The sequence below is a fragment of the Neisseria sp. P0018.S001 genome, from assembly GCF_051957355.1.
GTDB lineage: Bacteria > Pseudomonadota > Gammaproteobacteria > Burkholderiales > Neisseriaceae > Neisseria > Neisseria subflava_A.
In genome coordinates, this window is sequence record NZ_JBQCWN010000004.1 from 24,841 (window position 1) to 47,622 (window position 22,782).

Consider the following 22,782-nt stretch of genomic DNA (forward strand, 5'->3'; position numbering starts at 1 on the left):
TCATCTGATTTAGATAACCGACAACATCATGAAACCTGCTTTTTACCTCCCAATATTGTTTTTACTTTCAGCGTGCCGTCCTGAAGCTGAAACAGCCGATACGGCTGCACCAACGGCACGTAAGCCTTCTTATTACGAGTCTGAAAAGCGTCAAACTGCAGTCACTCCAGTTAAAACACAAATTCCTGCATTATCTGTAATCAAAAGCCAAGCCGATTTTGACTTGCTTTCGCGTATTTATGAGCAAGGGAGCGAATATGAAATTCCTCATATCCTTTTCCTCATCGATCGCGAAGACGATGGCCGTACCGACTACATCAATACTCCCAAATTTCGGCTACATGAACGCTATTTAGCTACTATCTTGAAATCCATGCTGTCAAAAACTGAATTGAATCAACAATACCGTAGTCCCAACCGGCGTTATCTGTTTGGTACTATTAGTTGGCAGAATAGTACTCAGGAATATGTTTATGAGTTTTGGGAAGGAGACAAAATCACGCCTGAATTATTGAAATTGGCAGCAGGCCGTCTGAAAGACAGTTTCTACGCTCCGTTGCGTTATAAAACCAATTCTTTATGGCAGGAAACCGTTGCCGAGCAAAGTAAAGTTCCTTTTATTACCCAAGAAAGTTTGATTAAAAATTTTCCCTACCTGCCTCTAAACCAAGGTAAAGCGATAGGTACATTACGCGTTATTGCTAAAGAAGATGATCTTTATAATGTCGGCTCCGACGATATTATTATTTTGAAAGAGGTTCCCCTAGAGCTGCCACCTGTGGCGGGGATTATTAGTGAGAAACCATCCACTGCATTGTCCCATGTGAATGTATTGGCACGCGGCTGGGGGATTCCCAATATTTACCTTAAAGACGCAGAAAAAATCCTAGCCCCATATATTGGCCGTCGTATTGAATTTGAAGCGACTGCTAAGCAATACCGAATTGTCCAAACCAACCGGAACACTACCAGCAAAAGCTTTTCAGACGGCCTTACCCTGCCCCAACCTGATGTTTCCAATTACAACCTTCGGGCTTTGGCAAACCTGCGCCGTGATGACAGCTATTACTGCGGCAGTAAGGCTGCCAACCTCGGCCATATCCGCGCCCATATTGCAGGCAGTAATGTACCTGATGGATTCTGCATTCCGTTTGCCTACTATCAAGCCATGATGGATAGGCTGGGTATTAACGCGACAACACTGGCACAAATCGAAACACAAAGTGATGGGGACAACCGCAAGCGACGCACTGCCTTACTCACACTGCAGAAAAAAATTACCGATGCCGAAATCCCGTCAGAATGGAAACACAAATGGGTTGAACAATGGCGCAATCAATTAAACAGCAAAGGCGTGTTTGTCCGCAGCTCCTCTAATTCCGAAGACCTGCCCAATTTCAGCGGCGCAGGACTGTACACCACCGTGCCAAATGTTACCGATGAAAACGCGTTGGCCGAAGCAGTGAAGCAATCTTGGGCCTCCGTTTTCAATTACAGCGCATACGAAGCCCGCCGTATTGCCGGATTGCCTCACGATAGCGTGAAAATGAGTGTCTTTGTGCAACAAAGCATTAATGCAGATCTCTCCGGCGTACTGGTTACCATCAATCCTTATGATATTGCTCAGAAAAACAGCGCCTACATTGCCGCCAAACACGGGTTGGGTATTCGTGTCGTTGAGGGCAAACGGGTAGCCGAACAGGTAGTCTATAACCGTCGCAATGATTCTGTACAACGTCTCAGCTCCTCTAATGAAACCACAGCGCTGCAACTGGATAAAAACGGTGGAGTACGGGAAGTTCCTGTAACCAATGGCAATGTGATGAATCAAGAACAAATCCGTTGCCTTGACCAAACCGGCCAACAAATCAAACAGCTATTTGCTAATGGTGAGCAGGACATCGAATGGGCGTTTGACAATGGTAAGCTTGTTATCCTCCAGGCACGACCGTATCTAAACGGCACACGTTAAAGTAAAAAGGCCGTCTGAAATTATCGTTTCAGATGGCCTTTGCATCATAAGTTAGTTATACCCTATACTTCCAGGTCTCCAAGGAACTATGATGTCAAAACAACTCACTGTTTATTTTATTCGCCATGGCCGTACCCAATGGAACGAACAAGGGCTTTTGCAGGGATCCGGCAATTCACCACTGACCAAACAAGGGATTGCAGGAGCTCAGAAAACCGGGGCGGCGCTACAACAAGTAGAATTTACCGCTGCTTATTCCAGTATTTTACAACGCGCCATTGATACGGCTGGCCATATTATCGGTCAGCGTCCTATTCCTCTTTTTCAGCACTGTGGACTAAATGAGCAATCTTTTGGAAGTTGGGAAGGTATGCAGATCGCTGATCTGCGGAAGCTAACCGAATTCAAACAATTAACCAATGACCCGGCAGCTTATAAAGCATTAAGCAATGGTGGCGAAACCTTTGAACAATTAGCAGTACGTACAATGGCCGCCCTTTACGATATCATTAAAGTACATCAATCGGGAGCCAATATTTTAGTGGTATCGCATGGCCACACCTTGCGTCTCTTATTGTCCTTACTAGGCGGAGCGACTTGGGAAAACCATCGTGATGAGGGTAAATCCGTGTCATTGTTGAATACTTCGATCAGTATTGTGAAATACGATAGTGAAAGCGGTTTCCATATTGAGCAGCTTAACGATGTGGCTCATTTACAATGATCACAACTATTCATCAATAATAAAAAAGGTGGACATTTTTACCCACCTTTTTTGCCATTAACCAAATACTTTTTCCAAGTGTGCTTGGTAGTCTGCTAAGTATCGTGCTACTTGTGGATTTTTAATCACATCGTTACATAAGAATGTCGGCAGACGGGTCAAGCCGATGAATTCGTTGAGTTTGTGGAAGTGCATGTATAAAGCATCCACGCCTTTTCCTTCAAAGAAGTCTCCTTCACGAGTGAACGCTTCAATCGGGGCATTCCAAGTAAGCGAAAGCATGTGTTTTTTGCCTTGCAACAAGCCACCTGTGCCATAGCCTTCGCTTGGATTAACACGATGGCGACCATCACTGTGGTAAAGCTTGCCGTGTCCAGCGGTTAATACTTCGTCTATGTATTTTTTCACTGTCCAAGGTTCGTGCATCCACCAGCCTGGCATCTGCCAAATCACTGTATCCATCCATAAGAATTTTTCGATTTCTGCCTCAACATCATAGCCGGCATCAATCACGGTTTCTTTTACATCATGTCCAAGTGCGGTCAAAACTTCTTTCGCTTTTTTATGAAGCGTGTGGTTCAACTCGCCATGTGAATGTCCGAAATCTTTACCACCGTCTAATAATAAAATATTCATCTTCTGCTCCTACAACAAATAATTCTGAAAAATGAGGGCTTCAATTATGCCTTTTTACTGCATCTTTTAAAAGTGCATTCGCTTATACGCTATTTACAGACCATAAAGGGAAATTTCTCGTACCTATCATTAGCATTCATTATTCCTCTTCAATCAAACAAGCCTTTTCTATCAACTCTCTGATCCATTTATAAGCAGGATCTTTATGTGTCCGTTCGTGCCAAATCAGTGTTTTGGTAAAACCTTGAATTTTAAGAAGGGGTTCAAAGCGTTTGAGATTGGGCAAGTTGCCAATCAAACGTTCAGGCAGGACTGCCAATAAATCGCTTTGTTCTAGTAATTCAGGCAAAACAATAAAGTTTTGTACCGATAGGTTGACATTTCTTTGTAGCCCCATCGATTGCAGCGCTTGGTCGGTAACACCACTGAAGCTGCCGCCATGATAGGAAATTAAGGCTTGCTCTAACTGGCAAAATTGCTCAAGGGTAAGTTCTGTTTGTTGGGCTATTGGGTGATCGTGGCGAACGGCACAAATATAGCGTTCGTCATACAAATTTTTTGCGTGAATATCCTGTGCTTGGAAGTCTAGTGTAACCACCGCAAAGTCAATTTACTGCTGTTCAAGCTGATTTTGTACGATGCTTTCGTTAATCGCCAGCACCACCACTTTAATTTTCGGCGCTTGGATTTTAGAAAGCCTGCCTAACAACCGCGTGCGTGTATTAACCGAAGAAAGCCAAATCGGCAAACTCGCCAAAGGCTTGGCAGAAACTGTGCCAAATCCAATGGTAAACGGCCATTAAGCATGGTTAGACGGTTTAACAAAAGCTGCGAAAAAATAAAACAACCTGCACTTTTGAAAACAAGGTACAGGCTGCTTTAGGGTAATGAGCCGCTTATCAATCTAGCCTCACAGTCTCCCCGTCTTCCGGAACGTTCACACGGCTTTCAATGCCTTGACCGCGTATAAATTTACGCATATCGGCGCGGCTGACGGCGGTATGATTCACGGTATCCATGTGTACGGTGATGATTTTGGCCTTAGGCATGACTTGGCTGGCTTTTAATACATCAGCCGTCCCCATAATAATGCCGTCTGAAATGCCTGAAATCAGCGCGTAGCCCGTGTTCATAATCAGATAATCGGGTTTGTAGCGGTTCAATGCTTTGTTTACATCTGCCGTCCACACAGTATCACCCATAATATAAGCGGTTTTATGTCCGTTGCTTTGGAATACCACACCCATTGCATCACCTAAGATTTCGGCTAGCTGAGGGTTGGCATACATGGCTTCTGTACCATGTACGCCGCCGGTTTTGCTGATGGTTACGCCGTTGAAGACAGTGCTGCCGTTCAACACGCGTACATCAGTAAAGCCTTGGCTGCGGATTTTTGCCGCGTCAGCTTGGTGCTGCACATATACGGGCAGGTTCTTCGGAATAGAACGTGCGGCGGTTTCGTCCCAATGGTCTTCGTGAGTATGGGTAACGATAACTGCATCCACACCGTCCAAAATTTTATTCACGCTCATCGGCAGCCCGACCAGCGGCATTTTGGCTTGGTTATTGAACGTGCCGGGAAAGCCGTTCATGGAATGCTTGGGGGCGAAAAACGGGTCAACCAAAAACGTCTGTCCTGCATATTCGACCTTGGCGGTAGCATTACGGATATGTTGGTATGAATCGTCTGCCCAAGCGGAAAAGGCTGTCGCGCCCAAAACAGTGGCAAGAATAAATTGCTTGGATTTCATGATATTGCTCCTTAAAAAATCATAGAGCGTATTTTAAGCAGCAGGTGCATCGGCTAAAATGGGCAATATTGCCAATAAACGTAAGGATAGTGCCAAAATGTCGTCTGAAAACGAGCGTAACGAATTTCGCCAAAATCAAGCTGTCCCAAAAATCGTGCTATATGCTCAATCGGGCATGAATGATTTTGTCTTCAACATTCCCTTTTCTGTTTTTCAGACAACCTATCGGAACCATCCGCTCTTTGACCTGAAAATCTGTTCCGATGATAGCAAAGACGTTATTACGGCACTGGGCGCAAGCATTCCCATACATGGCGGCCTAGATTTGACGGAAGAAGCCGACATCATCGTCATCGCAGGCTGGCGCAATATTGAAGAAGCCCCGACACCCGAGTTGAGCGCACATTTACAGAAAGCAGTACAACGTGGTGCACATATCACTACCCTATGCTACGGCTCTTACGCCCTTGCCTACACAGGACTTTTAGACGGCAGAACCGCCGCGACCCACTGGCTTGCCGAAGACGACTTTGTCCGCCGTTTCCCTAAAATTCATCTGGATACCAACCGCCTTTATGCGGAAGACGGCAACTTTTTAACATCGGCAGGTGCGGCAGGCGGGCTGGATTGTTGCCTGTACCTCATCCGCAAAATCCACGGTGCAACCGTTGCCAACGACCTTGCCCGTACCTTGGTTGCGGCACCACACCGCGAAGGCGGGCAGGCACAGTTTATCCACCGACCTGTCGAACGTCGTACCGCCGATGACAAAATCAATCACTTATTGGACGAACTGCGCCAAAACCTTGCGACCCCATACCGCTTGGACGATTTGGCAAAAAAATTAGCCGTTTCCCGCCGTACCTTTATCCGCCATTTTTCTCAAGCCACAGGCATGAATTTCGGTGAGTGGCTCACCACAGAGCGGCTATGGCAGGTACAAGATTTATTGGAAAATACGGATTTGCCGATAGAACGCATCGCCGAACAAAGCGGCTTCGGCAGCGCAGCAAACCTGCGTTTACAGTTCAAAGCCAAGTTTAAAATCAATCCGAATGCCTGGCGGAAAGTATTTGGCAGATAGCTAAACACAATACCTCCTCCAAGTACAGGCTGCTTTTAAAGGCCGTCTGAAATCCCCAAAAGCAACCTGCACTTTTCAGACGGCCTTTTTTCTTTTTCAAAGAGTAGAGAAATTTCAAAGAGTTTTTATAAATCATCTTCAAAATCCAAACGCTTGTTCTATCCTAATCATTTATATTCAAAGATGACAAGCTCAATCTCATCCTCGCCAATAGAGATAGCGGCTCTTATATGGATACAAGATGCCGTCTGAAAGTTGAGTTTCAGACGGCCTTTGTGTAATGTGAGCTTTCCTACCATTTTTCATTGCATCGATGAATCATACTCCCTCTACGATGTAAATTATGTAAACACTGTGTTGATGGTTTATCATAGCTAGCCTGTACCAAGCAATCATAAATACCGTAATATGTATAAAATCAAAAACCAATAAGAGAAAAAATGAATAAACAACAACTTGCAGCCAAAATTTGGCAATCTGCGAATAAAATGCGTTCCAAAATTGAAGCGAACGAATACAAAGACTACATCTTAGGCTTTATTTTTTACAAATTTCTTTCTGATAAATTAGAAAAATATGCCCTTGAAAAAGACTTAGAAAAATCAAATTTTGCCGATGAGCTTACCGAATCTAACGTGGAGCTTGTCAACTATATCAAAAGAAATCTCGGCTATTTCATTAGCTACGAACATCTGTTTTCAACTTGGTTGGATCAAGGATCGAGTTTCAATATTGCCAACGTTCGTACTGCAATGAGCGCTTTCAGCCGCAATATTGCAGAAAACTATACTGCAGTTTTTGACGGTATTTTCAAAACCTTAGAATCCGGTTTGAGCAAATTGGGCGATACCGCCTCCAGCCAAACCAATGCAGTGAAAGACCTTTTTGTACTGATTGCCGATATACCGATGGACGGCAAACAGGGCTATGACGTATTGGGCTTTATTTATGAATACCTGATTAGTATGTTTGCTGCCAACGCAGGCAAAAAAGCGGGCGAATTTTATACGCCGCACGAAGTATCTTTGCTGATGTCTGAAATCATTGCCGACCATCTCAAAGACCGTGAAGAAATCAGCATTTACGACCCGACCAGCGGCTCAGGTTCATTGCTGATCAACATCGGCCATAGCGTTGCCAAACATCTCAAAAGCGCCGACAGCATCAAATATTACGCCCAAGAATTAAAAGAAAACACTTACAACCTCACGCGCATGAATTTGGTCATGCGCGGTATTTTGCCGAGCAATATTTTCACCCGCAATGCCGACACCTTGGAAGACGACTGGCCGCTGGAAGGCGATCCGCTGTATCTGGATGCCGTAGTGTCCAATCCGCCCTATTCCCAGCCATGGAATCCCAAAGACAAAGAAAGCGACATCCGCTACAAACGCTTTGGCGTTGCCCCGCAGGCAAAAGCCGATTTTGCCTTTTTATTGCACGACCTCTTCCACTTAAAGCCCGACGGCATCATGACCATCGTCTTGCCGCATGGCGTGCTTTTTAGGGGCGGAGAAGAAGAGAAAATCCGAAAAAATCTGATTGAATACAATCATATCGATGCCATTATCGGTCTGCCTGCCAATATCTTTTTTGGTACGGGCATTCCCACCATCATCGTCGTTTTACGCCAAGAGCGCGAACGTAACGACGTATTGATGATTGACGCCTCCAAGCATTTCATTAAAGTGGGCAAAAACAACCATTTGCAGGCAAGCGACATCAAGCGCATTGTCGATTGCGTGACCCATCGCCGGGAATTGCCTAAATTCTCCCGTATTGTGTCGAAAGCCGAAATTGTAGCAAACGGCTACAACCTCAACATTCCGCGCTATGTCGATTCCGCCGAGCCGGCAGAGCAATGGGATATTTTCGCCACCATACACGGTGGCATTCCCAAAGCCGAGCTGGCACAATTTGCAGACTATTGGGCAGCCTTTGACGGTTTACAGACGGCCTTATTTACCGATAACGGCACACCTTATGTGCAGCCGAAAACCGACAATCTCAAAGCCGCCATGCAAAGCCACGCCAGCGTGCTGAATTACCAAGCGCAATTTGCAGAAAACTTTGCCGATTTCACCGCTAGCTTGGAAACCCTGCTGATTGAGCCGATGGAAACGCTCAACATCTCCCAAACCCAGCAACAACTCGCCGAACTCATTCGGGAAAAAGTGCAGGCAATGCCTTTATTAGATTTCTATACCGCCTATCAAAAACTCGATGACCTATGGCGTGCCGATGTGGCAGGTATTGCCGCGGATTTGGAGATGATTCAAACCGAAGGCAAACAGGCAATTAAGCAGGTTGATCCATTTATGGTGCTGAAAAAAGACAGCAAAACCAAAAAAGAAGCCGAAGTACAAGACGGCTGGGTGGGGCATATTCTGCCGTTTGAATTGGTGCAGGCCGTCAAATTGCCGCAGGAATTGGCAAACCTAAAAGCCAAAGAAACCCGCTTGGCAGAAATTGTCGCCAAAATGCAAAGCATTTTGGAAAACCTCAGCGAAGAAGAAAAAGCCTGTCCGGCCGTTAATGAAGAAGGCGACGGCTTTATCAATACCGAAATTCCAAAAGCCTTGCAACAAGAATTGGAAGCGGACGGCGTAGCGATTGCCAAAAAAGCCGACTTGACCAAAGCCATTGACAAACACATTTTTACCGAAGAAAGCCTAGGCGCAAAATTGCAGGCTGCCTATAAGCTGCTTGCCGAAGAAAAAACGCTCAAGGCGGAACTCAAAACCCTATCCGCCGAGCTTCACAGCAAAACCAAAGCCGCCATTGAAGCTCTGGATGATGCCGAAGCCCTCGATTTGCTCCGCCAAAAATGGTTTGTTCCGCTCAATGCGGCGATGTGCAGGCTGCCTGAAAACATGCTGGCGCAATTCAGCCAAAAACTGACCGCACTTTGCGACAAATATGCCGACACCTATCAGCATATCAGCGAGCGCAAACAAGAAAGTGCCGCCGCACTGGCGCAAATGATGGACGAACTCACCGGCAGCGAGTTTGATTTGCAGGGCATTGCCGCATGGCAGGCAATTTTGAAAGGCTAAGGTGGGCAAGAGATGAATAAACAACAAGAGCCACGTTTGCGGTTTAAGGGGTTTACGGGAGCGTGGGAAGAGAAAAAATTAGAAGATATTTTTTATACGATTAGAAATGCCTTCGTTGGTACAGCAACGCCTTATTATGTTGAAAATGGTCATTTCTACTTAGAGTCAAATAATATAAAAAATGGCGAAATAAATAAAAAGAGTCAAATTTTTATTAATGATGAATTTTACTATAAACAGCAAGATAAGTGGCTCAAGACTAATGATTTAGTGATGGTTCAATCAGGACATGTTGGTCATTGTGCAGTTATTCCTGAAGAATTGAATAATGTAGCTGCTCACGCCTTAATCATGTTTTCGAACTATAAATTAGAGGCTAACCCATATTTTTTAAGCTATCAATTTCAAACTAATCGCAAAATCAATGAAATAGCAAAAATTACAACAGGTAATACCATAAAACATATTCTTTCATCAGACATGAAAGAGTTTGTGGTGGATTTCCCAATGGTAGAAGAACAAACCCACCTCGGTTTGTTTTTCCGTCGCTTAGACAGCCAAATTGCCGAGAGCCGTGCGGTGTTGGAAAAAAGCCGTCAGCTTAAAAAGGCAATGCTGGCAAAAATGTTTCCCGCAAATGGTGAAAAAATACCGAAAATCCGCTTTAAAGGGTTTGAGGGGGAGTGGAAAAGGAAAACGTTGGGGGAGGTTGCGGATATTGTCCGTGGTGCAAGTCCCCGCCCAATTCAAGACCCAAAATGGTTTGATGAGAAATCCGATATTGGCTGGTTGCGGATTGCCGATGTAACTGCCCAAAACGGACGCATTCATTATTTGGAGCAAAAAATTTCAAAAGCAGGGCAAGAAAATACTCGTGTGCTTGAAGAACCGCATTTGTTGTTGAGCATTGCCGCTTCCGTCGGCAAGCCCGTTATCAACTATGTCAAAACAGGCGTTCACGATGGATTTCTGATTTTCAGAAACCCCGACTTTGAATTGGAGTTTATGTATCAATATCTGGATAGTTTTGTTGAAAGCTGGCAGCGTTATGGACAGCCCGGCACACAAGTCAATTTAAATTCGGATATTGTGAAAAATGCGGAATTTTTTATACCGCCAACCAAATCCGAACAAACCCAAATCGGTAATTTCTTCCGCCAATTAGACGAAATCATTGCCTTACAGTCGGCAGAGGTTGAAAAATTAAACCAACTTAAAAAAGGGCTGTTGGCAGCGATGTTGGTATAGGCTGGCGTTCCTGACCATGATTGAGGCCGTCTGAAAAATTGTAGTAGCGCCCTTACGGAGAAAAAGAATGTTTAATAAAGAAGCTGATTTTGAAAACGCACTGATTGCCTTGCTGTCCACTAAAAGCTGGGAAAAGGAAGTGTTGCGCTATCCCACCGAAGAAAAGTTAATTGCCAACTGGCAGGAGCATTTGAATAAAACCAACCAACATATCGACAAGCTCGATGTGCCGTTGCTTCGCACGGAAATGAACCAGATTTTGGAGCAGGTGCAGGCATTGAAAACGCCTTATGCGCTAAACGGCTTTATCAACGGCAAAACGGTGGCCATCAAGCGTGAAAATGAGAAAAGCCGTCATTTCGGCAAGGAAGTGTCGCTGGATATTTTTGACCGTGAGGAAATTTCTGCCGGCAAAAGCCGCTATCAAATTGCCCAACAACCTCGTTTTTCTCCCCGTTCGGATTTATACCCTAAGCAGCGCGGCGATTTGATGTTGTTAATTAATGGGATGCCGATGTTTCATATTGAGCTGAAACGCTCTGGCGTGCCCATCAGCCAAGCGACCAATCAAATTGAGCGATACCATAAGGCAGGCGCGTTTTCGGGCATTTTTAGCCTGGTGCAGGTGTTTGTGGCGATGACGCCGGAAGAATGCCGCTATTTTGCCAATACCGGCGGTCAATTAAATCCTGCGTTTTATTTCCGTTGGGCGGATTTCAATAATGTGTATATGAACGATTGGGACAAGGTGGCGACGCATTTCCTCTCGATTCCGATGGCGCATCAGTTTATCGGCGATTACACCATTGCCGATGCGAAAGACGAGCAGCTGAAAGTGTTGCGCAGTTATCAGTATTATGCGGTCAACAAAATTGCCGACACAGTGGCAAAAACAGATTGGACTTCGGGCAATCAGCGCGGCGGCTATATTTGGCATACCACAGGCTCGGGCAAAACAATGTCGAGTTTTAAATCGGCGCAGTTAATCAGCCGCCGCAAAGATGCGGATAAGGTGATTTTCTTGCTCGACCGTATTGAGCTGGGCAAGCAATCGCTGGAGGAATATCAGAATTTTGCCGACAGCAAGGATGATGTGCAGGCAACGGAAAACACCGCCATTTTGCTCGCCAAGCTGAAAAGCAAACAAGACCGCGACCGCTTAATCGTTACCTCTATTCAAAAAATGAGTAATATCAAGGCGGAAGAAGGAGTCAATGAGGCTGACATCGAGCAAATCAGTGGCAAGCGGCTGGTGTTTATCATTGATGAAGCCCACCGCACTACTTTTGGCGATATGTTGCTCACCATTAAGCACACCTTCCCCAATGCGATTTTCTTCGGCTTTACCGGCACGCCGATTGAAGAAGAAAACGCTAAGAAAAATTCAACCACTGCCACGGTTTTCGGTAATGAATTGCACCGCTATTCGATTGCAGACGGCATTCGTGATGAAAATGTGCTGGGCTTTCATCCCTTCCATATCCGCACCTTTAAAGACAGCGATTTACGCAGATCTGTCGCTTTGCAAGAAGCCAAAGCAACAGATGAAAGCGAAGTATTTGCCGATGACCAAAAGAAAAAAATCTACAATCAATTTATGAACGATGTGCCGATGGCGGGAGAATATACTTCAGACGGCAAATATCAAAAAGGCATTGAAGATTATATACCCAATGTGCAATATCAAACGCCGGAACATGTGAATGCAGTGATCGACGACATGCTGGAAAATTGGCCACGCCTCAGCCAAGGCAAAAAATATCATGCCATTTTTGCCACCAGTTCTATTCCCGAAGCGGTCAATTATTATCGCTTAATTAAAGCCAAAATTGCTGAGAAAATCAGAATTGCTGAGGAAGTCGGAAATTCTGAGGAAGCTAAAAATTCCTTGCCGAAACTGACCGCCCTTTTCGATCCGAATATTCTTAACGATGGGCAAGGCAACGACAAGGAAATATGGATTGCCGAAATTTTGGAAGATTACAACGCCCAGTTCGGCACAAGCTTTGGCTATGCCACTTATTCCCGATTTAAAACGGATTTGTCGGATAGGTTGTCGCATATCAATGCGTATAAGAGAATCAAGCCCGACGAGCAGCTGGATTTGTTGATTGTGGTCGATCAGATGCTGACAGGCTTTGACAGCAAATGGCTCAATACGCTCTATCTAGACAAAATTTTGGATTACGCCAACTTGATTCAGGCGTTTTCCCGTACTAACCGCGTATGCGACAAAACCGATAAGCCTTTTGGTTTAATCCGCTATTACCGCAAGCCGCATACGATGCAACGCAATATTGAGCGAGCCGTAAAACTTTATTCGGGCGACCGCCCAATGGGGCTGTTTGTCGATAATTTAGATAAGATTATCGACAAAATGAATGTCTGTTTTGCCGATATTGCCGATATTTTCAAATGGGCAGGATTAGAGGATTTTTCAAAAAACCCTGATGATACAACCTCATGCGCAAAGTTTGTCAAACTATTCAATCAGCTCAATGAGCACTTACAAGCTGCTCGGCTCTTGGGTTTTTCTTGGGAAAAATTAAGCTATGACGTGGTACAGGAAGACGACAGCGTGATCACTGCCACACTCAATTTTGATCAAGAGACTTACGATAAACTGCTGGCTCGTTATAAAGATTTATTTAAAGAAAGTTCAGGCAATGGTGGCGGTAGCGATGATGTGCCGTTTGATTTGCGTTCGCATATCAACGAAATCGAAACCGATAAAATTGATCAAAATTATATGAATGCCCGCTTTGAAAAATGGCTTAAAACCATCGGCGGCATAGAAGAAGCTGCTGCACTTGAGGAGCTACACCACTCTTTTGCCACGCTTTCTAAGGAAGATCAAAAATTTGCTGAGTTGTTTTTACACGATGTGCAATCCGGCGATATCAAGCTTGATCCAAATTTAGCATTAAGTGATTACATCACCACGTACAAACAAAAAGATGCCAATGATAAGGTGCTAAAAGTAATTAAAGGTTTAGGGCTGGATGGAGATTTGCTACGTGCACTGTTGGCAAGAAAATATACCAGCGAAAATTTGGACTTAGGCAGACTAAATGACCTAAAAGCAACAGTCGATAGGGAAAAAGCCAAAGTTTATTTTAACGAAGAACGTATATTTTATTTAAATATACGGATTGATGAATTTCTAAGGGAACTAATTACAAGATAGTTATTACCTATTGAAAGATACTAAATAATCATCAAGTTAGCATATCCTTACCTGAACATTAGCCCCCTCACTGACCCAACTACAAAGGCTGGGCCAAATCATTTTCTGTGTTGTAGCTGATAAAATCCTGCTCATGAGGGAAATGGACAACCCGCGCGCGCTGTTGCTGCAGCCAGCCGCGGATGCTACGCATTCCTGAATAAAGGTATGGCACGGTACTTTGCAGGATTTGCGGACGGATGAACATCACGCTGTAATGCGGTCTAGCCGGGGTTTCAACATAAAATGCATTACACAATGGCGTGCGCCGCGCGATAGTTTCAAACTGAGAAACCAAGTTTTCCGGTAAACGCGGCATATCGCAGGATACGATAAGCAGCCAATCGGCAGTGGCAATTTGCAAATCGTTGGCGGCGGTACACAAGGCGGCCAAAGGGCCGTAATGTTGCCATTGGCGCGCATCGGAGAAAACATGCGCGCTGCGTTGGGCGTAGGATTCGAGATTGCGGTTGGCACTGATGGCGATATGGCTGACTTGCGGGCGGATTTTTTCGATAACGTGGTCTATCAAGGCTTTGTTGTGCCACTGCACCAACCCTTTATCGACACCTCCCATCCGGCTTCCCTGCCCGCCGGCCAATATCAGTGCAAAAATTTTCATTTTGGTAGTCCTTTGCAAAGCAGAGTGTGTAAGTGTTATTCGCGATGTTGTATTTATGGAATAAGTTTTTAAGGCTTCAGGCCATCTGAAACCTGATTTTGTGATTTAATTCACTTAAGATGAATTTTATCATAACATGATTTTACATTAAACCCCTGTTTTTTCTTATCATAACCATACAATTATTTTAGACAGGTTGTTTATAGGCCGAAAGAATGATATTTTTATAAGATTATCGGATTAGTCTTCCTGCGTGCTTTATGCGTTTATTCTCCGGATCTTCAGACGGCCTAAGCCTGTCCTCGCGCTTAAAACTACTGACTGTGTTATGGGTCGGCTCGGCTTTTTTATCGATTGCCTTTACCCTGCTGCTTTCTTGGCGTTTGGAAAGCGCGGCCAAAACGATTGAAGATGCGGGCAGCTTGAAAATGCAGGTATATCGTTTGGCTTATATGGCAAGCGTCCGTACGCCCAATGCTCAAATTGACAACCAAATCAAAGAATTTGAGCGTACGCTGGCCAGTGTAACGCAAAGCGATGCCATTCATCCGCTGATTCCGTCACAAATGCCGCTGGCTTACGATTTGATCCAATCGATGCTGTTGATTGATTGGGAATCCAACATCAAGCCTTCTTTGCAACATTACGAGCGGCCGACCCAAATCGGCTTATACCGTTTTGCCGGCAATATCGAGCTGTTTTTACAGGCGATGGAAAACGCCAACGAGCAAAATACTTTGTGGCTGCGCCGTTTTCAAATGGCGATGATGTTGATGATTTTAGTGGCTGCCGGCTTGATGATTGTTTGGCATTATTCGTGGATCATCCGGCCGCTGGAAAAACTACGCGACGGGGTGGAAACTATCAGCGAAGGTCGTTTCGGGGTACAAATCGATACAGACCAAATTCGTGAATTCGCCCAAGTCAGTAAGGGTTTCAACCAAATGAGCCGCCGTCTGAAAACGCTTTATACGGATTTAGAAGGACAGGTTGCCCAACAAACCCAAGACTTGGCCCGGCAAAACCGTGATTTGACCCTGCTCTACCAGACTACGCGCAACCTGCACCAAACCTTTACGCCGCAACAGGCCGCAGAAGAATTTTTGGCTCAGATTCTGCCGGCGTTTTCCGCTTTGGGCGGTACGGTATATCTTTCCGATGAAGAACGCAAACGCTCTGACTTGGCGGCAAGTGTCGGTGAAACCGAAGAGGGAAATCGTGTAGAATTCCCAATCGTTTACCAAGACGAACAGCTCGGTGTATTGGCCCTGTATTTTTCAGACGGCCATATGCCCAATGAGCAAGATGAAAAATTGTTGCAGACTTTAAGCGGGCAGCTGGGGATTTCCATCGCCAACAACCGCATGGAACAAGAACGCCGCCTGCTTGCCGTCTTGCAGGAACGCAACTTGATTGCACAAGGTTTGCATGACAGCATTGCACAAGCCCTGACCTTTTTGAATTTGCAGGTGCAAATGTTGGAAAGCGCGTTTGCTTCAAACCAACGCGAGCAGGCTGAAGAAAATATCGGCTTCATTAAAGACGGCGTGCAGGAATGCTATGAAGACGTCCGCGAGCTTCTGATGAATTTCCGCACCAAAATCAGTAATAAAGATTTTCCTGAAGCGGTAGAATCTCTGCTGGCGCGTTTTGAACGACAAACCGGTATTCCAGTTGATTTAAAATGGCAGGACGACGGGCAGGCTTTGAATTATGATGAGCATTTGCAAATCATCTTCATCTTGCAGGAAAGCCTGTCCAATATCCGGAAGCACGCGCGTGCGCAACATGTCAACGTCGAAATTGCTAACCACGGCGATTTTGTCATGACGATTCGGGACGACGGCGCAGGCTTTAATAAAGAACACCTATCAAACCGGCCTTCAGGCGAACATGTCGGCTTGGGCATTATGCAGGAACGTGCCCAACGGATTAACGCAGAATTGGCCATTACATCGCAGATTGGGCAAGGTACGGCGGTTATGCTGACTTTGCCGCAACAAATGAGAACAGCATCATGACGATTAAAATTACCCTTATTGACGACCACACCCTATTTCGCAGCGGCATCAAAGCTCTGCTCTCCCGCCAGCCTGATTTTGAAGTCGTCGGCGAAGCTTCAGACGGCCTGGCCGGCGTAAAAATGGTCGAACAGCTCAAGCCTGACGTAGTTTTGCTGGACTTGGATATGCCGGTCATGAACGGCCGCGAAGCACTGGCTCAAATTCTGAGCATCAATCCGCAACTGACCGTCATCATGCTGACTGTTTCCGAAGACAGTGACGACTTGACCGAATGTATGCGTATGGGTGCAAAAGGCTTTTTGCTGAAAAACATCAACGCCGACTTCCTGTTGGAAAGCATCCGCAAAGCTGTCGATGGCGATAATGTCTTTTCTCCAGAAATGACCAGCCGCTTGGTGCAATCACTGATTTCTCCATCTCCTTCCCGCTCAGACCATCTGCTGGCGCAGCTGACCCCGCGCGAAATGGAAATCTTAGGCTACCTTGCCGCCGGACACAGCAATAAAATCATTGCCCGCCATTTGAACTTGGCAGAGTCAACCGTCAAAGTGCATGTGCAGAACCTGTTGCGCAAGCTGAATCTAAGCAGCCGCGTTCAAGCTGCGGTTTATGCGGTGCAACACAAAGTACCGCAACCGGAATTGTCTTAAAAAGGCCGTCTGAAACCTTCTTTTTAAAAGGTTTCGGGAAGAGCGTTTATTCGCTATAATCACGCCGATTTGTATGTAGGGTTGTCTGATTCTTTCAGACGGCCTTTTTATTTGATTTCTCACTAATTTAAAACAACATGTCCGAAAACATTCCAGAAAATACACCCGAAAATACCGTTCCTGAAGAACACAAACGCAGCATCCGCAGTTTCGTCTTGCGCCAAGGCCATATGACTGCGGCCCAACAGCGCGCCATTGATACGATGTGGCCGCAATTTGGTGTGGACTTCCAAGAAGCTCCTTTGGATTTGAACCGCGCTTTTGGACGGGACAATCCTAAAGTTTTGGAAATCGGTTTCGGTATGGGCGTCGCGACAGTGGAAATCGCCAAACGTCTGCCCGATACCGACTTTTTAGCGATTGATGTTCACGGCCCGGGCGTCGGTAATATCTTGAAGCTGATTGAGGAAGAACACATTTCCAATATCCACGTGATGCGTCATGATGCGGTGGAAGTAGTGGAAAAGATGCTGGAAGACGGTTCTTTAGACGGCATTCATATTTTCTTCCCTGACCCTTGGCACAAAAAACGTCACAATAAACGCCGCTTGGTACAAGTGCCGTTTGTTGAAAAGCTGCTGCCCAAACTCAAAAGCGGCGGCTATGTCCATATGGCAACCGACTGGGAAGAATACGCCGTGCAAATGCTGGAAGTTTTGAGCAGTTTTGACGCTTTGCAAAACACGGCTGCCGATTACGCCCCTACGCCTGATTATCGTCCTGAAACCAAATTTGAAGCCCGAGGCAAACGATTGGGTCATGGCGTTTGGGACTTGGTGTTCCGTAAGAAATAGCCGAACATAAAACACAAGGCCGTCTGAAAAATTTCAGACGGCCTTTTATCTTACTGATTAAGCTAAGAAAAGTTTATAAGCCGGATTATCGGTTTCTTCTTTATAAACATAACCCAAGCTCTCCAAGAAGTCGGTAAAGGCTTCATTGTCGCTTTCAGGTACATCGATACCGACCAAAATACGGCCATAGTCCGCACCATGATTGCGATAATGGAACAAGGTAATATTCCATTCGGCACGCATATGGTTCAAGAAGCGGGACAATGCGCCGGGACGCTCTGGGAATTCAAAGCTGACCAAGCGTTCGCTGGATACTTTTTCCGTACGTCCGCCGACCATGTAACGGATATGGATTTTGGCGATTTCGTCATTGGTCAGATCGACATTGGGCAGGCCTGCTTCAGTCAGTTGTTCACTGATGACGGCCAAGTCTTGCGCACCGGCGGTTTGCAGGCCGACAAAAATATGAGCATTGTTGTCGTTGCCGTAGCGGTAGTTGAACTCGGTAATGTTCCGACTACCCAATACATTGATAAACTTGAGGAAGCTGCCTTTTTCTTCAGGAATGGTAACGGCAAAAATACCTTCGTTGCCCTCGCCCAGTTCACTGCGTTCTGAAACATGGCGCAGGCGGTGGAAGTTCATGTTGGCGCCGCTGGTAACGGCAACCAGGTTTTGACCTTGGATATTGTTTTTCGCAACGTAAGCCTTCAAGCCGGCAAGCGCCAATGCGCCTGCAGGTTCGGTAATGCTGCGCGTATCGTCAAAAATATCTTTAATTGCGCCGCACAACATATCCGTATTGACCGTAATAATCTCGTCCAGCAGCTCTTTACACAGGCGGAAGGTTTCATCACCGACAACCTTGACCGCCGTGCCGTCTGAAAACAGGCCTACATCTTTCAAATGTACGATTTCCCCTGCCTCAACCGATTGTTTCATACAGCAAGAATCATCGGTTTGCACGCCAATGACTTTAATTTCAGGGCAAACCTGTTTGATAAACGCCGCTACACCCGCTGCCAAACCGCCGCCGCCAATCGGGACAAAAATCGCATTGATATTGCGATGTTGTCGGAGAATTTCCATGCCGACAGTTCCCTGACCGGCAATCACATCAGGATCATCAAACGGCGCGATATAAGTCAGTTTTTCCTTTTCTGCCAACTCCATCGCATAATCATAGGCATCGTTGTAAGACACGCCTTTCAATACCACTTCGCCGCCTCGGCTCTTGACCGCATCAATTTTGATTTTCGGCGTAGTTTCCGGCATCACAATCACCGCACGGCAACCCAAATACTGCGCCGACAAAGCCACACCCTGTGCATGGTTGCCCGCACTGGCAGCAATCACGCCGCAATCCAAGGCTTCTTTAGGCAGTTTCGCCATTTTGTTGTACGCGCCGCGGATTTTGAACGAAAACACCGGCTGCAAATCTTCACGTTTGAGCAAAACCTGATTGTTCAGACGGCCTGACAGACTGCGCGCCAAATCCAAGGGCGTTTCTACGGCCACATCATAAACGGAAGCGGTCAAAATACGGGTTAGATAATCAGAAAGAGGAAGGGAATGGTTCATGGTATTTTAGTGTTCGGAAATAAATTGCAATTCGGTCAAATCGACCGGAGGAAAAAGTTAAAACCATACCCCTGAGGCCGTCTGAAGGCAAGAAAAATCTTAGCAAAGCCTAAATGAGACGGTATAATGTCCGCTTAATATCTATTTAATATGCCAAACTGTTTACTTTGAAACAGTGTCCACTCATATTCAAATCCACACATAATGATGAAAAAAACGCTACTTAGCTTAATTTTTGCTGCCCTCCTGAATACTCCTGCCCTTGCTGCAGACCCGGTTGCTTCCGCACCTGCCGTACAAAGCGAGGCTCAAACGCAGCCGCTGCTGCGCAGCATCAACAGCCCGACAACACCGCCGGAAATTGCGGCGACTGCCTACATCGTTACCGACCTGCACAGCAAGCAAACTTTGGCATCCAACAATGCCGACACGCCTATCGAGCCTGCCGCATTGACACAAATGATGACCGCCTACCTTGCCTTTAAAGCACTGGAAAACGGTACGCTCCAAGCAGATCAAATGCTGACAGTTTCAAACGTCGGCTGGAAAGTCGAAGGTTCTCGTATGTTCCTCGCCCCCAAAGTTCCTGTCAGCGTCAGCGATTTGATTAAGGGTACAACCATCCAGTCAGCCAACGATGCCGCCATTACCCTTGCCGAAGCTATTGGCAACGGCTCTATCGACGAATTCGTCAAACAAATGAACGAAGAAGCCAAACGCTTGGGCATGAAGCATACCCACTTCAACAACCCGACCGGTATTTCTTCTAACGGCCATGTTTCAACCGTTGGCGACTTGGCCATTTTGGCAGCCGCGCTGATCAATGACTATCCGAAATACTATCCTTTGTTTGCAAACAAATCTTTCAAATACAATAACATCGAGCAGCCCAACCGTAATCTCCTGCTCTATCGCGACAGCAGTATCGATGGTTTGAAAACCGGATATAGCGAAGGCGCAGGCTACCATCTCGCTGCTTCCAGCAAACGCAACAACCGCCGCATTGTTTCCATCCTTGCCGGTGCCGAATCCACCGAAGCGCGCGCCAGCGAAAGCAGCAAATTGCTCAACTGGTCATTGCAGGCATTTGATACACCTAAACTGTACAACGGCGGAGAAGTGATTTCCCAAGTCAAAGTTTACAAAGGCGGTACCAAAGCCGTAGATATCGGTTTCTTGGACGATGTTTACATTACCATTCCCCACGATACCGGCAAAAACGTCAAACCAATCTTAGAAACGCTTCAGCCCGTCCTCGCCCCGATTGAAAAAGGCCAAGTATTGGGCAAGCTGAAAGTCATGAAAGACGGCAAAATCATTGCCGAAAAAGACGTCGTCGCCCTGACCGGCGTGGAAGAAGGCAGCTGGTTGCGCCGTATGTGGGACGCGATTGTGTTGTGGTTTAAAGGTTTATTCAGTTAATCCTCTTTCTATCAAAACATAAATAAAGGCCGTCTGAAATTTTCAGACGACCTTTTGTATATCTGTTTTATGGCTTTAATAAAAATTCCTAATAAGAAATTTATCCATTTTAATCTTAGCAGTTTCAGTGATTGACAATATGAAACGCTTCAAAAAAATGCCGTCTGAAAACATAAAGATTTTCAGACGGCATTTCAATACCTTAATAGGTTATCAGTATGGGCTTAAACTAAGCCTTTTTTCTCCAGATAGCTTTCGTAATCGCCCAAGTAGTGTTCATATCCGCCTTTGCCATCCAATTCGATAATTTGGGTAGCCAATGAAGATACAAACTGACGGTCATGCGATACGAAAATCAGCGTGCCGTTGTATTTTTCCAGCGCCATGTTCAAAGATTCGATGCTTTCCATGTCCATGTGGTTGGTCGGTTCGTCCATGACCAAAACATTGGGTTTCAACAGCAACAGTTTGCCGTAAAGCATACGGCCTTTTTCGCCACCGGAGAGAACCTTCACTTTTTTCACGACATCGTTGCTGCCGAAGAGCAAACGGCCCAAAGTGCCGCGGATGACTTGTTCGTCATCGCCTTCCTGGCCCCATTGGCGCATCCATTCACTCAGGTCCATATCGACGTCGAAGTCATTTTCATGGTCTTGCGGATAGTAGCCGACGCTAGCTTTTTCCGCCCATTTGATGGTGCCTTCGTCCGGCAGCAGGCCGTCTGAATATTCGGGGTTGTATGCGCCTGCCAAGAGTTTCAGCAAAGTAGATTTACCTGCGCCGTTCGGGCCGATGATGGCGAGGCGCTGGCCTGCTTCAAGGATGAAGTTCAGGTTTTTAAACAACTGGGTTTCAAAACGTTTGGCCAGTTTTTCAACTTCCACAGCCTGACGGTGCAACTTGGCTTTTTCGTCGGCTTCAAAACGGATATATGGGTTTTGACGGGTAGAAGGTTTGACTTCGACCATCTCCGATTTGATTTTGTCTGCCTGCTTCAGACGGCTGGTTGCCTGACGGGCTTTGGATTTGTTGGCAGAGAAGCGTGCGACAAACTCTTGCAGCTCTTGCAGTTTCTCTTTTGCCTTGGCGTTGTCTTTCAGGGCGCGCTCACGCGATTGGGCGGAAGCAAGCATATAGTCGTCGTAGTTGCCCGGATAGATGGTGATGGTGTTGTAGTCCAAATCCGCCATATGGGTGCAGACTTCGTTCAAAAAGTGACGGTCGTGCGAGATGATAATCATGGTGGAGTCGTACTGGTTCAACACGCCTTCCAACCAGCGGATGGTATTAATGTCCAAGTTATTGGTCGGTTCGTCCAAAAGCAATACATCTGGTTTGGAGAACAGGGCTTGCGCCAGCAATACGCGCAGTTTGAAGCCCGGTGCAACTTCTGCCATAGTCGCATTGTGCAAATCTTCGGAAATGCCCACGCCGCCCAACAATTCGGCAGCGCGTGCTTCGGCAGTGTAACCGTCGTATTCGGCAAACTTGGCTTCCAGTTCGGCGGCTTTCATGTAGTCGTCTTCGGTAGCTTCGGGGTTGGCGTAAATCGCATCACGCTCGGTCATCGCCGCCCACATTTCGGTGTGACCCATCATCACCACGTCCAGCACGCGCATGTCTTCGTAGGCAAACTGGTCTTGGCGCAATTTACCCAAACGCACGCCGTTTTCAATCGCTACTTCGCCGGCAGTCTGTTCCAAATCGCCGCCGAGGATTTTCATGAAGGTGGACTTGCCTGAGCCGTTGGCGCCGATCAAGCCGTAACGGTTGCCTTCGCCAAATTTGACGGATACGTTTTCAAACAGCGGCTTTGCGCCGAACTGCATGGTGATGCCGTTGGTAGAAATCATTATTCGTAAAACCTTTATAAATAGAATGTTATAATCGGACGCGATTGTAGCATATTTTTGCAAAGACCTCAGGATTGAG

17 protein-coding genes are annotated in these 22,782 nt (G+C 46.1%); 11 read left to right on the forward strand and 6 right to left on the reverse strand.

Going from position 1 to position 22,782, the window contains the following annotated elements; all coding sequences use genetic code 11:
- The first annotated feature begins 28 nt into the window (after nucleotides 1-28).
- Nucleotides 29-1,972 (forward strand): PEP/pyruvate-binding domain-containing protein, encoded by a 1,944-nt coding sequence (locus ACTHTJ_RS03840; RefSeq protein ID WP_107867365.1) that lies wholly within the window; start codon nucleotides 29-31, stop codon nucleotides 1,970-1,972.
- A gap of 91 nt (nucleotides 1,973-2,063) precedes the next feature.
- Nucleotides 2,064-2,696: a histidine phosphatase family protein gene (locus ACTHTJ_RS03845; RefSeq protein WP_440360775.1), complete on the forward strand. Its 633-nt coding sequence runs from the start codon at nucleotides 2,064-2,066 to the stop codon at nucleotides 2,694-2,696.
- A 57-nt stretch (nucleotides 2,697-2,753) separates the two neighbouring features.
- Here the strand turns inward: ACTHTJ_RS03845 and ACTHTJ_RS03850 are convergent, their stop codons facing one another.
- Together ACTHTJ_RS03850 and ACTHTJ_RS03855 are read right to left on the reverse strand one after the other, a co-directional pair.
- Entirely contained in the window at nucleotides 2,754-3,332 is a 579-nt protein-coding gene (locus ACTHTJ_RS03850) for an NAD(P)H-dependent oxidoreductase (RefSeq protein WP_101755434.1), read from the reverse strand.
- Between the two features lie 139 nt (nucleotides 3,333-3,471).
- Nucleotides 3,472-3,930, reverse strand: a complete 459-nt coding sequence (locus tag ACTHTJ_RS03855) for a LysR substrate-binding domain-containing protein (protein ID WP_101755435.1) — start codon at nucleotides 3,928-3,930, stop codon at nucleotides 3,472-3,474.
- A gap of 40 nt (nucleotides 3,931-3,970) precedes the next feature.
- Between ACTHTJ_RS03855 and ACTHTJ_RS03860 the strand changes: the two genes are divergently transcribed.
- Nucleotides 3,971-4,135: a hypothetical protein gene (locus tag ACTHTJ_RS03860; RefSeq protein ID WP_199900775.1), complete on the forward strand. Its 165-nt coding sequence runs from the start codon at nucleotides 3,971-3,973 to the stop codon at nucleotides 4,133-4,135.
- Nucleotides 4,136-4,231: 96 nt separating this feature from the next.
- Here the strand turns inward: ACTHTJ_RS03860 and ACTHTJ_RS03865 are convergent, their stop codons facing one another.
- On the reverse strand, nucleotides 4,232-5,083 hold the full coding sequence (locus ACTHTJ_RS03865) for an MBL fold metallo-hydrolase (RefSeq protein WP_440360776.1): 852 nt from the start codon (nucleotides 5,081-5,083) through the stop codon (nucleotides 4,232-4,234).
- A gap of 97 nt (nucleotides 5,084-5,180) precedes the next feature.
- On the opposite strand from ACTHTJ_RS03865, the gene ACTHTJ_RS03870 reads away from it, so the two are divergent.
- The 4 genes from ACTHTJ_RS03870 to ACTHTJ_RS03885 all read left to right on the forward strand — a co-directional run bounded on the left by ACTHTJ_RS03870 (nucleotide 5,181) and on the right by ACTHTJ_RS03885 (nucleotide 13,658).
- Complete coding sequence (locus ACTHTJ_RS03870; RefSeq protein WP_440360777.1) at nucleotides 5,181-6,167, forward strand: GlxA family transcriptional regulator; 987 nt, start codon at nucleotides 5,181-5,183, stop codon at nucleotides 6,165-6,167.
- A gap of 440 nt (nucleotides 6,168-6,607) precedes the next feature.
- Complete coding sequence (locus ACTHTJ_RS03875) at nucleotides 6,608-9,223, forward strand: type I restriction-modification system subunit M (RefSeq protein WP_440360778.1); 2,616 nt, start codon at nucleotides 6,608-6,610, stop codon at nucleotides 9,221-9,223.
- Nucleotides 9,224-9,235: 12 nt separating this feature from the next.
- Entirely contained in the window at nucleotides 9,236-10,471 is a 1,236-nt protein-coding gene (locus tag ACTHTJ_RS03880) for a restriction endonuclease subunit S (protein WP_440360779.1), read from the forward strand.
- A 67-nt stretch (nucleotides 10,472-10,538) separates the two neighbouring features.
- The gene (locus ACTHTJ_RS03885; protein WP_440360780.1) at nucleotides 10,539-13,658 is read left to right on the forward strand and encodes a type I restriction endonuclease subunit R; all 3,120 of its coding nucleotides are present in this window, start codon (nucleotides 10,539-10,541) and stop codon (nucleotides 13,656-13,658) included.
- Nucleotides 13,659-13,737: 79 nt separating this feature from the next.
- Here ACTHTJ_RS03885 and mobA read toward each other — a convergent pair whose 3' ends face one another.
- Entirely contained in the window at nucleotides 13,738-14,319 is a 582-nt protein-coding gene (gene mobA / locus ACTHTJ_RS03890; protein WP_049328535.1) for a molybdenum cofactor guanylyltransferase MobA, read from the reverse strand.
- Nucleotides 14,320-14,579: 260 nt separating this feature from the next.
- Here mobA and ACTHTJ_RS03895 point away from each other — a divergent pair, with 260 nt between their 5' ends.
- The 3 genes from ACTHTJ_RS03895 (at nucleotide 14,580) to trmB (ending at nucleotide 17,847) form a co-directional block, all read left to right on the forward strand.
- On the forward strand, nucleotides 14,580-16,340 hold the full coding sequence (locus tag ACTHTJ_RS03895) for a histidine kinase (RefSeq protein WP_070585309.1): 1,761 nt from the start codon (nucleotides 14,580-14,582) through the stop codon (nucleotides 16,338-16,340).
- Nucleotides 16,337-16,993 carry a response regulator gene (locus ACTHTJ_RS03900; RefSeq protein ID WP_003746785.1) on the forward strand — a complete coding sequence of 219 codons (657 nt, stop codon included), beginning with the start codon at nucleotides 16,337-16,339 and terminating at the stop codon, nucleotides 16,991-16,993. The genes ACTHTJ_RS03895 and ACTHTJ_RS03900 overlap by 4 nt, the downstream gene beginning before the upstream one ends.
- Nucleotides 16,994-17,130: 137 nt before the next feature.
- On the forward strand, nucleotides 17,131-17,847 hold the full coding sequence (trmB, locus tag ACTHTJ_RS03905) for a tRNA (guanosine(46)-N7)-methyltransferase TrmB (RefSeq protein WP_070585311.1): 717 nt from the start codon (nucleotides 17,131-17,133) through the stop codon (nucleotides 17,845-17,847).
- Nucleotides 17,848-17,904: 57 nt separating this feature from the next.
- Here the strand turns inward: trmB and ilvA are convergent, their stop codons facing one another.
- Nucleotides 17,905-19,428 (reverse strand): threonine ammonia-lyase, biosynthetic, encoded by a 1,524-nt coding sequence (ilvA, locus tag ACTHTJ_RS03910; RefSeq protein WP_070585312.1) that lies wholly within the window; start codon nucleotides 19,426-19,428, stop codon nucleotides 17,905-17,907.
- Between the two features lie 204 nt (nucleotides 19,429-19,632).
- Between ilvA and ACTHTJ_RS03915 the strand changes: the two genes are divergently transcribed.
- Nucleotides 19,633-20,850, forward strand: coding sequence for a D-alanyl-D-alanine carboxypeptidase family protein (locus tag ACTHTJ_RS03915; RefSeq protein WP_070585314.1), 1,218 nt, complete (start codon nucleotides 19,633-19,635; stop codon nucleotides 20,848-20,850).
- 224 nt (nucleotides 20,851-21,074) lie between these two features.
- On the opposite strand, the gene ACTHTJ_RS03920 is transcribed toward ACTHTJ_RS03915, so the two are convergent.
- Nucleotides 21,075-22,703, reverse strand: a complete 1,629-nt coding sequence (locus ACTHTJ_RS03920; RefSeq protein ID WP_070585316.1) for an ABC-F family ATPase — start codon at nucleotides 22,701-22,703, stop codon at nucleotides 21,075-21,077.
- Nucleotides 22,704-22,782: the final 79 nt, after the last annotated feature.